Below are 14892 nucleotides of genomic sequence, written 5' to 3'. Positions count from 1 at the left end.
GCCTCGCGCCGGCCGGAGAGGAACTGCAGCTCCACACCGGTGTCGCGACGGACGCGGCGCACCACCTCGGTGGCGTTGGCCGCGTCCCGGATCGACGAGGTGGCGAACGGGAAGAGGTTGTGCACGTCGTGGCGTGCAGCCGTGGTTGCGCCATCGGCCACCGCCGCGGAGATGGCCGCGATACCGCGCGGGCTAAGGCGGCAGTCGTTGTTGAGCTCACGGTCGAGGCGCAGTCGCGTCTGATGGCTCAGGGCGGGGGCCAGTGGCGTACCGCCGGGCTCGAGCACCACGAGCCGAGCGCTGAACGAGCCCACGTCCAGTGCTCCTGCAGCAGAACCCGAAACCTTGCGCACAGCTAGGTCCATCTCAACTCTCGCACCGACGTCGAGTTCCCCGGAATCAGATTTCTACACATGCCGGCAGGAGGCCTCCAGTGGTGGTGGTTGCCAGGGCCCGCTTCTCACCCACTAGTCCGACTCCCCGGCGCTACACTCCGAGCCAGACCGGACGCAGTCGCGCTCTGTGGAGCCCGTGCAGTGGCTGGAGGCAGCATGGCGTTCTCCACAGATATTCGTTCTCGTGCCGTCGGAACTCTTCAAGTCAATGTTCGTGGCCCCGTGGTCGGCTACACGGCCGACGAGCTGAGAGCCGTGATCACCGAGGCGATCGAGCTCCGAAATCCGAACGAACTCTTGGTGAACCTGTGGGACGTGACGATTCTCAGCTCCGCCGGCGTCAGCGCCCTCCTCGCCGGCTACGTCGCGTCCGTCGACTGGGGCACGTCTTACCGAGTCACGGAGATTCGCGGCCAACCCCGCGCCTTGCTGCAGGCCGTCGGCGTGCTGGACATGCTTGCCGATAGCAACGACCTCGGGGCTCTCGTACTCGCCGTAATCGCCTGTTCCGAGCCAGGCGCAGAATAACCAACGTGGCCGTGTGCTCGACCCAGATGAACAGTGGCGGGGGCCGATCAGGGTTCGACTGCCACGGCCCGCCGACGGCTGAGTCGGGTCCGCACACGATGTCGCGGAGCTGCGTGAAAATGCCCTTGGTCATGTCGATGACGTCGCGGCTCTTGTTCGCGGCGTGCAGCTGGGCTTCGGTCTGCGCGCCGACGAGCGCGGTCGCGGCGTGGGCGGCGAACACATGCCCGTCCTGCCCTGGGCGCGGAAGGTCGGCACGCAGGCGCGGGTGAGCCGGAAGGTCCCGCGGCAACCACGCCGCGGGCCTTTGTGCACTGGCGTTGGGCACGACCTCGGCCTCGTCGGGCAACTCGGGGTGACCTCGGGTCGACCGGCTGCACCGGGAGCGCGTTGAACACCAGCATCGCCAGCGGCGACTCCGATACGGCCGGCAACGACGGCACCGACACGGCGGCGGCCACGAACGCACGCTCCTCACGCAGTGGTCGCGGGGGCGTCCTCGGTTTTCGTCTCGAGCATCGCGACCGGCGGCAACGGCGTGCCTCCGGCACAGCCGGCGACGCCATCGGCACGAACGTCGTGGTGACCGGCACGTCCGGCAGCTCGGGCGACTCCGGTGGCAACATCGCCATCACCTCCACCGGCAGCGGCTCGCCCGTCGCGGTTGGGGCCACGGCGACTCGCAGAACCAGGGTGGCCACTCGAGCAGCACGGTCATCTCAGATGAGCCCGACACCGCCGAAACACCGGCGCCACCACCACGGGCAGCACCTCCGGCTGGGCCCGCAACGCCGACGCCCCGGCTGTAGCACTTTCTCCCACGCCCTGCGCACCGTCTGACGGAAGCGGGACACCTGCAGCCCCGTCCGTGGTCAGCACTCTCCAGCGACATATCCACTGTGGACAACTTGCCGGATCGGTCTCCTTGTGACGCACGTGTGACCATCCAACAGTTTTGCCCGACCCCGACCGGGATATCCCGGTGGCAATCGCCCAGAACTTCGGCGACCACCGTCCGTCTCCGAGAAATGAGCGACCGCATGACACAACCCCTCACCCGCCCCGGCTCTGGAACGCGAAAACCGGCGAAACCGATGTTGTCGGGCGAAAAGACCCGGACCGAGAACTCGTTGGTGAAGCTGTTCGCCGTCGTGCCGTTGCTGGCGCTGGCCGCGGCGGTGCCGTTCGCGTGGGGGTGGGGCCTGGGCTGGATCGACATCGGCCTGGCCGCCGGCTTTTACGTGCTCACCTGCCTCGGCGTGACGATCGGGTTCCACCGGTACCTCACCCATGGCGCGTTCAAGGCCGGCCGCGGCCTGCGGATCGCGCTCGCGGTGGCCGGGAGCATGGCCATGCAGGGCCCGGTGATCGGCTGGGTGGCCGACCACCGACGCCACCACGCCTACGCCGACCGCGAAGGCGATCCGCACTCCCCGTGGCGTTACGGCACCACGCCGGCCGCGCTCGCCAAGGGGTTCTGGCACGCGCACATGGGCTGGCTGTTCGACCGCCAGAAGACCAACGCCCAGCGTTTCGCCCCCGACCTGCTCGCCGATCGCGACGTCGCCCGCGTCGATCGCTGGTTCCCGGTGCTGACCGTCCTCACGCTCTTGGCGCCCGCCCTCATCGGCGGCCTCGCCACGATGTCCTGGTGGGGGGCGGTGACGGCGTTCTTCTGGGCGAGCCTGGTACGCGTCGCGGTGCTGCACCACGTGACCTGGTCGGTGAACTCGTTGTGCCACCTGATCGGTGACCGGCCCTACGCCGCCCGCGACAAGTCGGCGAACTTCTGGCCGTTGGCCATCGCGTCGATGGGCGAGTCGTGGCACAACTCTCACCACGCCGACCCGACCGGCGCCCGCCACGGTGTCCGCCGCGGCCAGATCGACATCTCGGCCCGCATCATCTGGCTGTTCGAGAAGGCCGGCTGGGCCACCGACGTCCGTTGGCCGAAGCCTGAACGCCTGACCGGCAAGCTCAACCCCGGCTACGCACCAGGGCTCGGACGCGGAGTGCTCGACCCGCGATGACACCCACTGCGCACCGGGCCCGACCCTGGTTCGATCACTTCGGGTTGAGCCCGCAGCCTCCACAATCCGAACACTCGCACCGTTCTGAGGCCCGTCGTGCCTGGATCTCATGAGCCCGAGCGGGGTTGGTTCGCCGACGCCGAACCGCCGCGGCTGGGCTCAGTACTGCTGCGCAACCGTCGGGCACGGGATGACCGCTCAATCGCCGGTCGCCGTTCCTGCTCGCCATGGCGAGAGCGGCGGGCGGCCCGGCTGACGCCGAGCTGCTCGGCTTCCCCTGGCCAGCCTTCCCGCTCGGCTTCGGCGAATCCGAGCGGTTGGATGTCGCGAATAAAACCCGGCCAAGACCACGATCGCGCCCTACTCGCTGCGGTGCCCGGATCAAGGGCGGCAGACGCGGGAGGCCGAGGGCCCGGATCGCGAGGGCAACATGTCGCGGCGCAACCGTCAACGTCTCTCCGATCAGCGTCCACGGGGGTCTGCACTGCCGCCTTGCTCGTCCGGCTGGGTCGCGCCCGCTGCGATCTCGGAGGGAGAGGCTTTGCCCTGGGGGTGTCCTCGGGTCACGTGTGCTTCGTCGCGCATGCGTTCGACCATGTGTGGGTAGTGCAGCTCGAACGCGGGCCGCTCGGAGCGGATGCGGGGTAGCTCGAGGAAGTTGTGCCGCGGCGGCGGGCTGGTCGTCGCCCACTCCAGCGAGTTGCCGTACCCCCAAGGGTCGTCCACGTCGACCTTTTGGCCGAAGCGGTAGCTCTTGACGACGTTCCAGATGAAGGGCAGCACCGAGGCGCCCAGGATGAACGACCCGATCGTGGAGATGGTCTGCATGAGGGTGAACCCGTCGCTGCGCAGGTAGTCGGCGTAGCGGCGGGGCATGCCGGCGTCGCCGAGCCAGTGCTGGATGAGGAACGTGGTGTGGAAGCCGATGAAGGTCGTCCAGAAGTGCCACTTGGCCAGCGGCTCGTCGAGCATGCGGCCGGTGATCTTGGGGAACCAGAAGTAGATGCCGGCGAAGGTGGCGAACACGATCGTCCCGAACAGCACGTAGTGGAAGTGGGCGACGACGAAGTAGCTGTCGTGCACGTGGAAGTCCAGCGGCGGGGCGGCGAGGATGATGCCGGTGAGCCCGCCGAGCAGGAACGTGACGAGGAACCCGATCGACCACAGCATCGGCGACTCGAACGTCAGCTGCCCCTTCCACATCGTGCCGATCCAGTTGAAGAACTTGATCCCGGTGGGCACGGCGATGAGGAAGGTCATGAACGAGAAGAACGGCAGCAGCACGGCGCCGGTGGCGAACATGTGGTGGGCCCACACCGCGACCGACAACGCGGTGATGCCGATGGTCGCGAACACCATGGTTTTGTAGCCGAACAGCGGTTTTCGGCTGAAGACAGGGATGATCTCCGTGACGATGCCGAAGTACGGCAGCGCGACGATGTAGACCTCGGGGTGTCCGAAGAACCAGAACAGGTGCTGCCACAGGATGGCCCCGCCGTTGGCGGGGTCGAACACGTGTGCACCGATGTGTCTGTCGGCGAGCAGCCCGAACAGCGCGGCCGTGAGGATCGGGAACGCCAGCAGGATCAGGATGCCGGTGAACAGGATGTTCCAGGTGAAGATCGGCATCCGCCACATCAGCATCCCGGGCGCGCGCAGACACACGATGGTGGTGATCATGTTGACCGCCCCGAGGATCGTCCCGAGGCCGGTGACGATCAGCCCGGTGATCCACAGGTCACCGCCGACACCGGGGCTGTGGATGGCGTTCGACAGCGGTGTGTACGCGGTCCAACCGAAGTCCGGCGGCCCACCCGGGGTGATGTAGCCGGACAAGACGATCAAGCCGCCGAACAGGTAGAGCCAATATGAGAACGCGTTCAATCGGGGAAAGGACACGTCCGGCGAGCCGATCTGCAACGGCACGAGGAAGTTGGCGAAGCCGAAGAGGTTCGGGGTGGCGTAGAGCAGCAGCATGATCGTGCCGTGCATGGTGAACAGCTGGTTGTACTGCTCGGGTGAGAGGAACTGCAGCCCGGGCTGGGCCAGTTCGCCTCGCATCAGCAATGCCGTCAACCCGCCGACGAGGAAGAAGCCGAATGAGGTCGACAGGTAGAGAACGCCGATCGTCTTGTGATCGGTCGTGCGGATCGTCTTCAGGATCACCGACCCGAGCGGCTCCGTGCGGGCCGGTCGGAGCGGGACGGGTGTGGGGCGCGCCGTGGTGTCGGTCATCGGGTCCTCGGTTTCGTCGCCGGACATCCTCATCGTTGCCGGCGCGCACTTACCCGCTCCGTCCGTCGGTAAACCCGTGCTTGAAAAAAACGACGGTTGACGACGTCCGGTGGGGGTATGCCTCGCGCCGAGCGCAGCCGGCAGCACCGTTTTCCGAATCGAGGTGGCGGCGATGGACTCAACGGTTCCGGGCGTGCAGAGGACCGTCTCAGCACGAGACGCAGCTCGACGTCTCCGCGCGACCGAACGTCACTTCAAAGCCACGGACGCCACGTGGGTGCACGAGGCCTTCGGTGAGGCCGCGTGGCCCCTGAGGCGCGGCTGGTTCGCGGTGAACGTCGCCTTGGACGTCATCGCGCTTGCGCTGATCCTGTTCGGCGTGCTCGTGGTGTTACCGGTGGCCTTCGCGGGCTTCGTCCTGGGCAACATCGCCGTCTGCATGCACCTCGAGCGCCAACGCCGGATCGAAGGCGGTATGACGAATCGGTGACCCGCCGCCTGGTTGGCGAAACTCTCGCGCGCTCCTGGCGCGACGTGATGGCCAACGGGTGGTCCCGCTCGAACATCAGCGCGAGGGTGCGCCGGCTCGCCGCCGCGCTCCGACGGCGCGGACGCCAACCGCGTCGCCGCGATCAGTTTTCCTGGTGGCCGGAGTTCATGATGTCGATGCCAATCTGGCGTCGGAAGGGCTCCAGTTTGTCTCGCTGGTGGTCGGCTCGAGCCATGAGGTCGTCGAAGTCGATGGACGGCACGCGGGCGCGCAGGCCGGCCAGGTCACCGAGGGTGGTCCACAGGATCTTTTTGCCTTCGATACCCATGGCCAGGGCCTCTAGTTCAAGAAACCGGCTCAGCGGAGAATAGGACCACAGGCGGCCGTTGCGCTTGAGCCGCCCCAGCCGTTCTCCCGCGAACGCGGCTGCGGCCTTGGCACGGTTCGGGCGCACGTCGAGCGCGCGCATGATCAGTTCGACCGTCCGCACGTCTTCAGCGATGGCTTGCGCGACCTCGGTCAACGCGTCTCCCAGTTCGGTCCCGCGGTTACTGCCTCGGGCCCGGCGCGCCAGTTCGCGCCAGGTGATGCCCAGGGCGAACTGGTCGCGAAGGTAGATCCGCAGGAACTCGGTCATCGGTCCACCGCCTGCGGGCGTGGGGACTGCCACCGGAAGACGCCGGCGCCCTTCGCGTAGGAAAGGTGACCACCGAGCGCGCCGCCCGCGCTGAGGACCATCAAGTCGACGAAGCCGAGGATCTTGCCACCGGCCGGCTCGTGTCGGCGTCGCAGATAGGAGGCGGTGAAAAACGCGCCGGCGACGACCAATCGCCGGGCGGCTGCGTCGTTGCCCGGGGTCGGGTCGAGCGGCGCCGCGCACGCCCAGGCCCCGATGGGGACGGTGACGGCGAGCGGGTGCAGGGGGTGCCCGATCCGGCGCCCACCCAGCTCGCGGCCGACGCGACCGCCGAAGAGCCGGCGCAACGGCTTCGCCACCGTGGCTGCGGGCGCATCAATTTCGCGTGCTGTTTCCATCGCGGACAACACACGGTGAGGTGTCGCAGCTCGATCCCCTTCGCCGCTGATCTTCGGAACGGCTTGTGCGGTCTTGTCAGTCATGTTGCGGACTACCCCGCGCTTCTGGGGACCAATCTCGCGTCGGCCAAAACGTGTCGGCCGGCGCCGGCTGGCCCCGGTGGGTTCGGCACACGAAGACGGGCTCCCGCGCGTGGGGAGCGCTCACACGCCCGCAGCACGTTTGAACGTCCAGGCTTGGAGGCAGCGGCGAGTTTCGGTGGCCGGGCCGCGTCCGACCCGTGGTGTTCCCTTTGACCGAGGAACTGGTGTCGTTCGCGCGGCGCGACCGGACGGCTGTTTTCCGCTTGGGGAAAGAAAATACCCCTTGCCTGGCGCGGCAAACGTGTGTCTCTACGCGAGTCCACCGTGGAGCGCGTGGAAGTTTGCGGGGCCGGAGGCCGGGTAGCCGCAAGCACAATTGATGAGGAGGCCGACGTGACGACGATGCCTGCCGAAGCGGCCGTGCCGGGCAGAGTGGCGACGCGGGTGTTCCCCGCTTTCCCCCGGGCCCGTGAACTGCCCGCTCGTGCGTTGCTCCGCCTGCCCGGTGTTTACCGTCCGCAGGCCGACACCTGCCTCCTGGCCGAAGCAGTCCGCGAAAACACCCTGCGTGCCGGAGCGCGGGGGCTCGATCTTTGCACCGGCAGCGGCGCGTTGGCGGTCACGCTGGCTCGGGCCGGCGCGGAGTCGGTGCTGGCGGTGGACTTGTCGCGTCGGGCGCTGGTGTCGGCGCGCGTGAACGCGGCGGCGCGCGGTCTGCCGGTGCGGACCCGCCGGGGCGGCCTTCTCGCCGCGGCCGCGGGTGGACCGTACGACATCGTCGTCGCGAACCCACCCTACGTTCCCTGTCCGCCTGAGACGGAGCGACTCACACTCAGCTGTGACGCCGGCGAAGACGGTCGCGCGGTACTCGACCCACTGTGCGAAGGCGCCGTGGCACTGCTCGCTCCCGGTGGCGTGCTCCTGGTGGTGCACTCGACGATGTCCGATGTGGACCGTTCCCGGGAACAGCTGGCCGCGGGGGGACTCCGGACCGCGGTCGTGGCGCGGGCGCGGGTACCGTTCGGGCCGGTGCTGACCGGGCGGGCCCGGTTCCTGGAAGACCGTGGATTCGTTGCGCCGGGGGTGCGGCACGAGGAGCTGGTGGTGCTGCGTGCCGAACGGTGACCGGGAGCATGCCGAAGGGTGCGGCGCCGGTCTTCGCTCCTCACGCACGGTTGACAGGGGATACGGTCAGCCCCCGCTTGGCCGCCACCCCCACGGCCGCGGCGACGCCTGAGGGGACAACGGGCCGCTTCGACGCCGCGGTCAAGGTAGCCAGCGCGGTGCGGAGAGCGCGGGACAGCCGGACGGTTCTGCTCACCGACGCAGTCCCCACAGTCTATTTCGGCGCGGAGCTCGCAGACCTCGTCGAGGCGATGTGGTCGTGGTTTTTCGACCGAAGAGATCGGCCACGTCGAGATGCTGGCCACGATGGTCGCCCGGTTGCTGGAAGGCGCGCCCGCCACGGCCACCGCGGAATCGGTGAAGGACCCGGTGATGGCCGCGGTGATCGGGCGATGGATCCGCAGCAGGCCATCGTCGCCGGGGGCGGGGCTGCCCGCCGACAGCAAGGGCACCTACGGGCCGCCGAGGCTGCTCAACGGCCGCTTTCCAGCCAGGGGACCAGGCGGTTGAGCGAGGTGAGCCGTCCGCGGTTGGGGACGGAGCGGATCGGGTGGCCCGCGACGCCCCAACTCGTCAAGAGCGTGTTCGCGGCGGCCCAGCCGGTGGCCGCGGCGCGCTCCATCAGCGCGACCGGGAGATCGATCCGGATGCCGTCGCCGGCCAGCACCAGACCCGGGGTGGCAGTGCTCACGGTGGGGCGGTCCGCGAAGCCGCGGACCTGGAAGAGGGGACAATCCTCCCTCCACAGCGTGATCTCGCCGACCGCCCGGGCGGCTGCGGTTTCCGGGTAGATCTCGCGGAGTCGTTCGTCCATCTGTTTGGCCAGGACCACCACATCGGTTGTGGTGGCGGCGTAGGCGTGCAGTTCCACGACGGAGCCACCGGTTTTCCGTGCCCAGCCGCGGGCTTCGCCCTCGTAGCGGTCAAGGACGCTGATGTTGTCCAAAGGCGGCACACTGCCGGTGCCCATGAACGCCGGCCGCGACCCGTCCACCGCGCGATCGAGCCAGAGCCTACGGACAAGAAAACCCGGAGCGGAGCGAAGTCCGGCGATACTGGCGCGCCAAGCGTCGGTGCCGAGGTCGGGCGACGCGTCGATCAGCGATTGCAGGCTGCCGACTTCGCACGCCAGCACGACGGCGTCGAACTCCACGGTGGAGCCTGCGGTGACGTGGAAAGCGCCGCGTGTCTTCTCGATGTTTTCGACGGCCGTTCCGATGCGGATCGTCACACCCCGTGCGGTCAGGTACTCGGCCAGGGGTGTCCAGAGTGCTTGGGAGAACGGCTCGGTCGGCACGTCGAAGATCAGGCCTTCGTTCGAGCCCAGGAAGTACAGGTGGAACATCACGGCCAGTTCCGCCGCGGACAGCGCGCGCGGATCGGCGAAGAAGCTGCGCGAGAACACTTCGAACGCCAGGTGCCTGGCCGCTTCCGGGAAATTGATGCCTTCGAGGAACGTCGCGGCGTCGAGGTTGTCGAGCCGCTCGTAGATGCCGGGCACGTGGACGGTCGCCAGGGGCAGTGCGGCGCGCCCGTCGAGAGCGAGCAGGTCGCGGAGCCGGAAAGTGGGGCTGCGCAGGGCGAACGCGAGTGCGTTCAACGGGGGAGTGGTGGGGAGGCCGCCGAAGGTGTCGGTGCGGCCGTGGGCGTCGAGCAGCGGATAGTCCGCGACGGGGGTGAGCCGTTCGAGTCGCGGGTCCGTGCGGGTCAGCAGCGCGCGCAGGTTGTAGTACTGCCGGAAGAAGGCGTGGAAACCGCGGCTCATCGTGACGCCGGTGCCGTCGGCCAGCCGGGCCGGCCAGGCCCCGACGCGGCCGCCGAGGTGGTCCTCGCGCTCGTAGAGGGTCACCTCGGCCCCGCGTTCGGCCAGGCCGGTCGCCGCGGTGAGTCCCGCGATTCCGGCACCTACGACGGCGACGTGAGGTCGGCGGTCGAGTTGTCCGGTGGAGTCGAGGCCGCCCGGCGCGGGATGGGTCACGAGCCGGCGGTCACGGCCGAGGGGCGCGGTCATGGTGTCTCCGGCGTGCGGGTTCCGACGACGGTATGCCCGATCCCGCTTAACCAGCCGGGCATCGTCTCGGCGCGGGTGCCGGCGAACCCGGCGTCGCCGAGGCGGAGGGTCAGGGCGCGGACGCCGTCGAAGGCGAGCACGCTGCGGTGGAGGTGGCGGTAGAGCGTCGCGTCGCCGGTGGTGACCTTGCCCAGCGGGATGATGATCGCGGCGCACACCACGTGCCACACGATCCGGGCCCGGCGGGAGTCGGCGACGGAGTACTCGTGCAGGGCGATCGGCGCGCCGGGGCGCAGCAGTCCGCGCAGCTTGCGGAGCTGGGTGTCCGGATCGGCGAGGTTGCGGATCAGGTAGGCCGCGAGGACCGCGTCGAACGGACCGGTGATCCCGGAGTGTTCGAGGTTTTCGATCGTGCTGTGCACGAAGCGCACGTTCGCGGGCCAATGCTTGCGCCGGGCTTGCGCCAGCATCGCCGCCGAGCCGTCGAACGCGGTGATTTCCGCGTCCGGCAGCACTTCCAGCAAGGCCGCAGTGGACGCGCCGGTGCCGCACCCGGCGTCGAGGACCCGCAAGCCCGCGCCGTCACCGGTCAGCCCGAGACGCCGGGCGGAGAGCCGGAGGTGGTCGTGGTAGCCGGGGCTGGCACCGACGAGCCGGTCGTAGGCCGCGGCCTCGGTGTCGAACGCCGCTGTCACCTGCACGCGGGGCAAGCCGTTTTCCTCAAATGGCCTCACTCGGTATTCTCCTTTCGCGCCGCCCGCTCCCACAGCAGCAGCACGGCGGTCACCAGTGCGTACCCGAAAAGGAAGTCCTCGATCGGGATGTTCCAGGGGAAGCGGAGTCCGGAGATGTGCTCGGGGGCGTAGCGCACGATCGCGTGGGAATCCTTGGTCAGCCACCCGTCGACCGGGATCTGGAAGCCGGTCACGACGGCGATGGTGATCCAGTAGCCCGGTTTGCGGAACAGGCCGGTCCGCAGAGCCAGCAGTTCGAGGGCGACGACCGCGAGTACGGCCGCGACCGCGGGCAGGGTGTAGCCCCAGGGGATCACCGCCGCACCCGCGGCCCGGTGAGGCGCCCCAACGCGGCCAGCGTGAGGCCCACCATCTCGTAGGTCAACACGCCGCAGATCGGGATGACGACGAAGAACAAGACCTCTTCGAGCGGGATGCCGAACGGGGTCCGGATCCCGGTGAGGCTCTCCGGTGCGTAGCCCCACACCCCGCCCGCGATGGCGACGGCGTCCCACACCAGGAACACGAGCGCCACGGGCAGCACGGCGCGGGCCAGCCGCCGCGGCCGCCGGTACACCCGGGCGCCCGCCAGTTCGAGTGGCAGCGTGATCAGGACGCAGGCACCGAGAACGGCCAGGTATTCCAGTTTGCCCATGATCAGGCCCCCCTCGGCGGAACCGGTGCCGGGTTCCGGAATTGCAGCCACTGGGCCCGGCCGAACGCGCCGGCCGCGACGGCCAGCCGGCGCGATCGCGGGACCACGGCTCGGTGGCCGAAGACGTTGTACCCGGCCCGCTCGATACGGCTGAGGATCTCCGCGTAGAGCCGGAAAGCGGTGGCCACGCAGGCCCGGGACACCGGGTGCAGCATGGCGATCCCGGGCCGCGCCTGTTCGTAGAGAGTCCGGGTGATGGCGATCTGGGCGGCGAGCGCGTCACGCACCCGCCGGTCCGCTGCGCCATGTTCGGCACACCAGCCCAGCCGGTCGCGATCCACCCCGAACGCGGCGAGTTCATCGGCTGGGAGGTAGACGCGGTCGCGGGCGAGGTCCTCGGCGACGTCGCGCAGGAAGTTCGTCAGCTGGAACGCCTTGCCCAGTGCCGCGGCGTGCGGGGCCGCCTCGTCGCGGCCGGTGACAGTGCCGAGTACGGGCAGCACCTGCAGCCCGATGACTTCCGCCGAGCCGTGCACGTAGTCGTCGAGTGCCGAGCGTCGTGGGTAGTCGGTCACGGTGAGGTCCATCCGCATCGACCGGAAGAAGGCGCGGAAGTGCCGGTCCGCGATGGCGTAGCGCGCGGAGGTGTCGATGACGGCGGCGACCAACGGATCCTCGCTGTGACCGTCGGCGAGGGCCGAGAAGAACCGCTGCTCGACCACGTCGAGTTCGGCGGCGATCGTGGCCGAGGTGGCGCCCGGGGCCGGCTCGTCGACGATGTCGTCGAGACGCCGTGCGAAGCCGTACAAGGCGTGCACGGCGGGGCGCTGGGGCGGGGACAGCAACCTGGTCGCGAGGAAGTAGGTACGGCCGTGGCGCGCGTTCAGCGCCCGGCACCGCTGGTAGGCCGATCGCAGGACCGGGTCGTCGATGCCGGCGGCGTCAAGTTCCTTGCGGGTCATCGTGGGCCCTCCGTTCCGAAGTAGGGGCCAGGCCCGGTGATCCGGTCGGCGGCCAGCCGCCCGGACAGCAGCACGGTCGGGACCCCGACGCCGGGTACCGTCCCGGCACCGGCCAGCACAACATTTTCCGCGCCACGGGGCAGGTTCCGCGGCCGGAACGGCCCGGTTTGGCCGAACGAGTGCGCGTAGCTGAACGGAGTGCCCGTCACCATGCCGCGGGCGGCCCAGTCCGCGGGGCTGATCACGTGCGAGACCTCCGCGTCGAGCCCGGGGAGCAGGCGTTTGCGGACTTCGTCGAGCAAGGCCGCCGCGGCGGGTTCGGCTTCACGGCTCCAGTCGATCGGGCCGCGTTCGAGATTCGGGGCCGGCGCGAGGATCGAGAACAAGTGACGGCCCGCCGGAGCGAGGTTCGGGTCGCTCGCGGTGGGCCGGGTGATGAGCAGGGACGGATCGCTCATCTGCCGTCCGTCGGTGATCAGTTCTCTGAAGGTCGAGGCCCAGGCGTGACCGAGGGAGAGGGTGTGGTGCCCGACCTCGGGCCAAGCACCGGCAGAGCCCACGTGCACGACGAGCGCGGACGGGGCGGGACGGAGCCGTCGCGGCCGCCGCGGGGTGCGGCCCAGCAGCCGGTAGCTCTCGGGCAGTTCGCCGGTGAGAACGACGGTGTCGCAAGGGATCCGGTCGCCGGAGCCGGTCAGCACCGCCGACACCCGGTTGCCGCGTCGTTCCAGGACATCAGCCCCATCGCCGTAGCGGAACTGCACACCGGCGGCCTCCGCGGCTGCGGCGAGCGCCCGCGGGAGCGCGGCGATCCCGCCTTCGGGGAAGTACACGCCGCCAACGGTGTCCATGTACGGGATCACGGCGTAGAGGGCCAGCGCCCGCATCGGTGATTCACCCGCGTAGAGCGCCTGGAAGGTGAACACGCGACGCAGCCGCTCGTCGCGGAGGAAGGTCGCGATTTTCGGGTCGAGCCGGCGGAACCCGCCGAGCGCGGCCAAGCGGGCCAGGTCACGGGACACGAGGCTCAGCGGCGAATCGATGTTCGACGCGACGAACCGGTCGAACTCGGCCCGGTAGAGCCGCGTGAGCCAGGTCCGCAACCGGCGGTACCCGGCGGCCTCGGCCGGACCGGCGAAGGCGCGTACTGCCTCGGTCATCGCTTCGGCGTCGGCATGGACCGGCAACCGGCTCCCGTCGGCGAAACAGGCGGTGTAGGCGGGATCCAGCCTCCGCAAGGGCAGATACTCGGTCATGTCGGCGCCGGCCGCGGCGAAGGTGCCCCGCACGATTCCGGGCATGGTCAGCACGGTGGGCCCGGTGTCGAGGTGGTAACCGTCGAGCTCCAACCGGCTCACGCGGCCGCCCGGGCCGGGACCGCGTTCGACGACGGTGACGCGCCGGCCGCGTCCGACCAGGTGCAAGGCCGCCGACAGCCCCGAAAGGCCGGCGCCGACGACGACGATCTCGTCCGTCCGGCCCGGTACTGTCCTCACTGGACACGTTCCGTGCAGCGAGCCGTGAGCACGGCGAGGGTTTCGGTCATCCGGGTCGGCAGGTCCGCACCGTCGATCGCGTCGAGGGCTTTCCGCACCTGCTTGTCGATCAGCTTCTCCAGCTGGTCCGGCGCGCCCGAGGCCATGATGGCTTCGCGGAGCGAGGCCACGGCTTCGTCGTCCATGGCTTCGCGGCCGAGGAGGCGCTGCAGTTTTCGCCGCAGGGGGGTGTCGGCCATCGTGATCGCGAGCGCGACGACACTCGAAGCTTTGCGGTCGCGCAGGTCCTGTCCCGCGGGCTTGCCGGTCACCGCCGGGTCGCCGAAGACGCCCAGGAAATCGTCTCGGAACTGGAAGGCTTCGCCGACCAGGGCACCGTAATCGCCAAGGGCTTGGGAGACCCGGGGGTCGCAGCCGGCCAGCGCGGCACCGAGCTCCAGCGGCCGGCGGACGGTGTAGTTGCCGGACTTGCGGCGGAGCACGTCCAGGATCGACTCCCAGCTCGGCAGGACCCGGGCGTCGTTCACCAGGTCGGCGAGCTGCCCGGTGGCCAGTTCCGAGCGCATGGCGTCGTAGTGCGGCCATCCACGCGCCAGCGTCGCGGCCGGGAGCCCGCTTTCGCGCAGCATCTGTTCGGACCAGACGAGGAACAGGTCGCCGGCCAGGATCGCCGCGGACTCGCCGAACCGGGCCGGCGAACCGCTCCAGCCCTGGTTCCGGTGCCAGCGGGCGAACTGGGTGTGCAGGGCCGGCCTGCCGCGGCGCAGGTCGGAAGCGTCCATGACGTCGTCCTGGGCCAGGGCGAAGCAGTGCAGCAGTTCGAGGCTGGCGACCGCGCGCACCGCGGCGTCGTCCTCCGGTGCGCCACAGCACCACCCGACGTAGGCGAACATCGGCCGCAGGAACTTGCCGCCGCGGACGAACTCCGGCAAGGCCGTGACGGCGAGCGCCCCTTCACCTCGCCCGCCGAACTGCTCGGCACAGCGTGCGCCGACGAATCCGTCGACGTGGGCGAAGAATTCCCCGCCGAGCGCGGTCAGCCAGTCGCCGCGACCGGTCGCCGCGGTGAGACCCTCTGTCATCGTCGCCATCCGGTTCCTTCCCGTTGCCCA

At 69.5% G+C, this 14892-nt stretch carries 14 protein-coding genes and 2 pseudogenes; 5 read left to right on the top strand and 11 right to left on the bottom strand.

The genetic code is table 11. From position 1 onward, the window contains the following. Positions 1-353: pseudogene (locus AB0383_RS48965) on the bottom strand (exopolyphosphatase); the annotation flags it as partial. A 198-nt stretch (positions 354-551) separates the two neighbouring features. Between AB0383_RS48965 and AB0383_RS48960 the strand changes: the two are divergent. Further along, positions 552-923 (top strand): STAS domain-containing protein, encoded by a 372-nt coding sequence (locus tag AB0383_RS48960; protein WP_366191483.1) that lies wholly within the window; start codon positions 552-554, stop codon positions 921-923. A 1094-nt stretch (positions 924-2017) separates the two neighbouring features. After that, a complete protein-coding gene (locus AB0383_RS48955) occupies positions 2018-2953 on the top strand; it encodes an acyl-CoA desaturase (RefSeq protein WP_366191488.1) in 936 nt (311 codons plus the stop codon). A 462-nt stretch (positions 2954-3415) separates the two neighbouring features. On the opposite strand, the gene ctaD is transcribed toward AB0383_RS48955, so the two are convergent. Continuing rightward, on the bottom strand, positions 3416-5188 hold the full coding sequence (ctaD, locus tag AB0383_RS48950; RefSeq protein WP_366191486.1) for a cytochrome c oxidase subunit I: 1773 nt from the start codon (positions 5186-5188) through the stop codon (positions 3416-3418). A 277-nt stretch (positions 5189-5465) separates the two neighbouring features. On the opposite strand from ctaD, the gene AB0383_RS48945 reads away from it, so the two are divergent. Beyond that, the gene (locus AB0383_RS48945) at positions 5466-5678 is read left to right on the top strand and encodes a hypothetical protein (protein WP_364190674.1); all 213 of its coding nucleotides are present in this window, start codon (positions 5466-5468) and stop codon (positions 5676-5678) included. Positions 5679-5820: 142 nt separating this feature from the next. Here the strand turns inward: AB0383_RS48945 and AB0383_RS48940 are convergent, their stop codons facing one another. Continuing rightward, complete coding sequence (locus tag AB0383_RS48940) at positions 5821-6315, bottom strand: hypothetical protein (RefSeq protein ID WP_366191481.1); 495 nt, start codon at positions 6313-6315, stop codon at positions 5821-5823. Continuing rightward, on the bottom strand, positions 6312-6713 hold the full coding sequence (locus AB0383_RS48935) for a hypothetical protein (protein WP_366191479.1): 402 nt from the start codon (positions 6711-6713) through the stop codon (positions 6312-6314). The genes AB0383_RS48940 and AB0383_RS48935 overlap by 4 nt, the downstream gene beginning before the upstream one ends. Positions 6714-7190: 477 nt before the next feature. Between AB0383_RS48935 and AB0383_RS48930 the strand changes: the two genes are divergently transcribed. After that, the gene (locus AB0383_RS48930; RefSeq protein WP_366191477.1) at positions 7191-7922 is read left to right on the top strand and encodes a methyltransferase; all 732 of its coding nucleotides are present in this window, start codon (positions 7191-7193) and stop codon (positions 7920-7922) included. A gap of 267 nt (positions 7923-8189) precedes the next feature. Then, positions 8190-8353, top strand: a pseudogene (locus AB0383_RS48925) (manganese catalase family protein); the annotation flags it as partial. Between the two features lie 41 nt (positions 8354-8394). Here AB0383_RS48925 and AB0383_RS48920 read toward each other — a convergent pair. The 7 genes from AB0383_RS48920 to AB0383_RS48890 are packed head-to-tail and all read right to left on the bottom strand — an operon-like array spanning position 8395 to position 14871. Next, positions 8395-9933, bottom strand: coding sequence for an NAD(P)/FAD-dependent oxidoreductase (locus AB0383_RS48920; RefSeq protein WP_366191475.1), 1539 nt, complete (start codon positions 9931-9933; stop codon positions 8395-8397). Next, entirely contained in the window at positions 9930-10643 is a 714-nt protein-coding gene (locus tag AB0383_RS48915) for a class I SAM-dependent methyltransferase (protein ID WP_364190148.1), read from the bottom strand. Before AB0383_RS48915 ends, AB0383_RS48920 begins: the two co-directional genes overlap by 4 nt. Before the next feature lie 20 nt (positions 10644-10663). After that, positions 10664-10984, bottom strand: coding sequence for a lycopene cyclase domain-containing protein (locus AB0383_RS48910; RefSeq protein ID WP_364190146.1), 321 nt, complete (start codon positions 10982-10984; stop codon positions 10664-10666). Continuing rightward, a complete protein-coding gene (locus AB0383_RS48905) occupies positions 10981-11322 on the bottom strand; it encodes a lycopene cyclase domain-containing protein (RefSeq protein ID WP_364190144.1) in 342 nt (113 codons plus the stop codon). Before AB0383_RS48905 ends, AB0383_RS48910 begins: the two co-directional genes overlap by 4 nt. Before the next feature lie 2 nt (positions 11323-11324). Continuing rightward, positions 11325-12284, bottom strand: coding sequence for a phytoene/squalene synthase family protein (locus tag AB0383_RS48900; RefSeq protein ID WP_364190141.1), 960 nt, complete (start codon positions 12282-12284; stop codon positions 11325-11327). Further along, positions 12281-13780 (bottom strand): phytoene desaturase family protein, encoded by a 1500-nt coding sequence (crtI, locus tag AB0383_RS48895; protein WP_364190139.1) that lies wholly within the window; start codon positions 13778-13780, stop codon positions 12281-12283. Before crtI ends, AB0383_RS48900 begins: the two co-directional genes overlap by 4 nt. After that, positions 13777-14871 (bottom strand): polyprenyl synthetase family protein, encoded by a 1095-nt coding sequence (locus tag AB0383_RS48890; protein WP_364190137.1) that lies wholly within the window; start codon positions 14869-14871, stop codon positions 13777-13779. Before AB0383_RS48890 ends, crtI begins: the two co-directional genes overlap by 4 nt. Positions 14872-14892 lie beyond the last annotated feature (21 nt).

This window comes from Amycolatopsis sp. NPDC051373, assembly GCF_040689465.1.
GTDB lineage: Bacteria > Actinomycetota > Actinomycetes > Mycobacteriales > Pseudonocardiaceae > Amycolatopsis.
This window is presented reverse-complemented; position numbering and strand designations above follow the sequence as displayed.